The sequence below is a fragment of the Bdellovibrionota bacterium genome, assembly GCA_035292885.1.
GTDB lineage: Bacteria > Bdellovibrionota_G > JALEGL01 > JALEGL01 > DATDPG01 > DATDPG01.
Map to the genome: position 1 here is coordinate 1 of DATDPG010000049.1, position 3,184 is coordinate 3,184.

A 3,184-nucleotide genomic window follows, 5' to 3' on the forward strand; every position below is an offset into this window, starting at 1 on the left:
CTCTGGAGAATCTACGGAATCCGGAGACGGTGGTTTTCAATCGTCACCAGCCGGACGTTGCGGTGGAGCCGGTAGTCTGAAGGGGGGAATACGATGACGCAGCAGTTGGAAATCAGTTTGATGCGAAGCTCAATTGGTCTGACTCCAAACCAGCGGAAGAACCTTCTCGGATTGGGGCTATTTCACCGTCATCAGCGCGTGATTTTGAACGATACTTCGTCCGTTCGCGGAATGGTGATGAAAGTGATCCACCTGGTGGATGTGAGTCGGGCTGCTTCCGCGCGAGCGGCGGCATCGACTCGCCCGATGATGGAGATCATCCCTCCCGCGACGCCGGTCGTAACGGAACCTTCCGCGACTCAAAAGAAAAAGATGAAGAAGGCGGAAGATGAAGCCAAGGTGGTCCAAGCGAAGCCGGCCGAGCCGGCGAAAAAAGAAGCGAAGAGCGCGGCGCCGAAGGCTACAAAGACGACGGCCAAGAAGGCCGCACCGAAAAAGAAAACAACTTCCGCTAAAGGGAGGAAATAGAAATGAACTTGTCGAATCTTCGCTCTCCCCGAGGCTCAAGAAAGGCGAATCGACGAGCCGGAAGAGGAGAAAGTTCCGGTCTCGGAAAGACGGCCGGTCGCGGTCATAAAGGACAAAAGTCCCGTGCGGGACGATCGCTCAAGCAAGATTTTGAGGGGGGACAGATGCCGCTGGCTCGGCGTGTTCCAAAGTTCGGCTTCACGAATATCTTTCGGCAGGAGACCCATGTGGTCAATTTGCGCGATTTCGATCGGTTTGATGCGGGAGCGGTCGTGGATGCCGAAGCTCTTCAAAAAATCGGTCTTCTCAACACCAAACGTGCTGGACGGTGGAAGGTCTTGGCTGCGGGTGAAATTAAGAAGGCGTTGACGATTAAAGCACCGGCCTTCAGCAAGGGTGCGGTGACCGCTATCGAGAAGGCGGGGGGAAAGGCCGAGGTCGTTAAGTAGATCCATGGCCAACATCGCGAACGTAGCGAAGATTCCCGAGCTGCGGAATCGGATCCTCTTTTCCTTGGGTCTGGTCGCCGTCTATCGTCTCGGGGTTCAGGTGCCGGTGCCCGGAGTGGACGCCGCCGCCCTTCACCAATTATGGGCCGACCAGGGTCGAGGGACTTTACTGGAAGTGTTCAATCTGTTCAGCGGCGGAGCGCTCGAGAATTTCTCGATCTTCGCGCTGGGCATCATGCCCTACATCAGCTCGTCGATTATTTTACAGCTCTTAACGGTGGTTTTCCCTTATCTGGATCAGCTGCAGAAAGAAGGCGAATTCGGACGCCGAAAAATCACGCAGTACACGCGCTACTTAACGGTGTTCTTGAGCTGCATACAAGGGTTCATGATGGCGACGATGTTCGAGCACCGGGGAGGGGTCGGGCAGGTTCAGCTCGTCATCAATCCGGGCTGGGCATTTAAGTTCCAGACGGTCGTTTCGCTCGCGTCGGGGACGTCGTTCCTGATGTGGCTCGGGGAACAGATGACCGAGCGCGGCGTCGGAAACGGAATCTCGTTGATTATCTTTTCGGGCATCGTGGCGGGGTTCCCTGGGGCCGTCATCCAAACGGTGGGCATGATCCGGGAGGGCGAGATGCAGCCGCTCGGATTCTTGATGCTTCTCGTTCTGATGCTCGCCGTCGTCTACGCGATCATTTTCTTCGAACAGGCCCAACGGCGCGTGCCGGTTCAATATGCAAAACGGATCGTCGGCCGGCGAATGTATCAGGGGCAGGGGACGTATTTCCCGATCAAGTTAAATTCTGCCGGCGTCATTCCGCCGATATTCGCCAGCTCTCTTCTGGTGTTTCCGGCGACGATCTCTTCCTGGGCTCCCGGATCGACGGGATGGATTCATCGAATTACGGATCAGCTTAATTATGGAGGGTGGCTCTATAATAGTTTGTATGTCGCGCTGATCGTATTCTTTTGTTATTTCTACACGGCCATTCAGCTCAATCCGGACGATGTCGCCGAGAACATGAAGAAGTACGGCGGCTACGTTCCGGGAATTCGGCCGGGCAAGACGACGGCGGAATATATTGAGAGAGTCGTGGAAAGACTCACACTCATCGGGGCGCTCTATATTTCGGCCGTGTGCGTGTTGCCGATGCTGCTAAAAACCGAAGGGGGCGTGTCGTTTTATTTCGGCGGTACGAGCCTCTTGATCGTCGTCGGTGTCGCGCTGGACACCGTCGCCCAGATCGAAGCCCATCTGTTGACCCATCATTACGAAGGATTCCTGGGGCCGCGCGCCAGCCGGATTAAGAGCCGAAGAGGATAGGGTGTGAACGTGATTCTTCTTGGAGCGCCGGGCGCGGGGAAAGGAACGCAAGCCAAGGAAATGGCCGGGCGGCACCACCTCGCTCATATTTCCACCGGAGACCTTCTCCGCGAATCGGTAGCGAAGGGGAGCGAATTGGGCAATAAGGCCAAAGGTTATATGGATCGCGGGGCCTTGGTGCCGGACGAAGTCGTCGTGGGACTGATTCGCGAAAAACTCCCCAAAACGGGCGGTTTTGTGCTGGACGGCTTTCCCAGGACGGTCGAACAGGCGGACGCGCTTGATTCCATGCTCAAGCTCGAGCGGAAGTCGGTGGATCACGTGATCAGTCTGACCGTGGCGGACTCCGAGGTGATCCGACGGCTGGCGGGGCGCCGGCAATGTCCCCGGGGGCATGTTTTTCACATTGAATTCAGCCCCTCGGCGAAGGGAGACCGATGCGATCGTTGCGGAGAAGATCTGACCGTTCGGTCGGACGATCAGCCGGAAACGATTCGAAAGAGACTGAATGTCTATCGCAAACAGACGGAGCCGCTGGTCGCGAGGTATCGGGACGCCGGACTATTACGCGTCGTGGAGGGGTCGGCGCCGCCGAAAGAGGTTGCCCGCTCCATAGACCGATCTATCGGACTTCAACCATGATATTGCTAAAACGTGATCAAGATATCGAAATTATGAAGAAATGTAACACAATCGTGGCGGAAGTTTTGGAGGCTCTTAAGAAAGTCGTTGAACCTGGAGTCTCCACGTTGGAGCTTGACCGGGAGGCCGAGGCGTTGATTCAAAAGAAGGGGGCGAAACCGGCGTTCAAGGGATACCGGGGATATCCCTTCACTCTGTGCGCCTCCATCAACGAGCAGGTCGTGCACGGAATGCCTTC

General features: G+C 56.2%; 5 protein-coding genes. All 5 read left to right on the forward strand.

What is annotated here, in order from left to right:
* The first annotated feature begins 93 nt into the window (after positions 1–93).
* Positions 94–528, forward strand: coding sequence for a 50S ribosomal protein L30 (rpmD, locus tag VI895_04145; protein HLG18994.1), 435 nt, complete (start codon positions 94–96; stop codon positions 526–528).
* A 2-nt stretch (positions 529–530) separates the two neighbouring features.
* On the forward strand, positions 531–977 hold the full coding sequence (gene rplO / locus VI895_04150; GenBank protein ID HLG18995.1) for a 50S ribosomal protein L15: 447 nt from the start codon (positions 531–533) through the stop codon (positions 975–977).
* Between the two features lie 4 nt (positions 978–981).
* Positions 982–2,304, forward strand: coding sequence for a preprotein translocase subunit SecY (gene secY, locus VI895_04155; GenBank protein ID HLG18996.1), 1,323 nt, complete (start codon positions 982–984; stop codon positions 2,302–2,304).
* Positions 2,305–2,307: 3 nt separating this feature from the next.
* A complete protein-coding gene (locus VI895_04160; GenBank protein ID HLG18997.1) occupies positions 2,308–2,946 on the forward strand; it encodes an adenylate kinase in 639 nt (212 codons plus the stop codon).
* Positions 2,947–2,978: 32 nt separating this feature from the next.
* Positions 2,979–3,184 (forward strand): M24 family metallopeptidase (locus VI895_04165; GenBank protein ID HLG18998.1); only part of this gene is annotated, 206 nt, incomplete at its 3' end.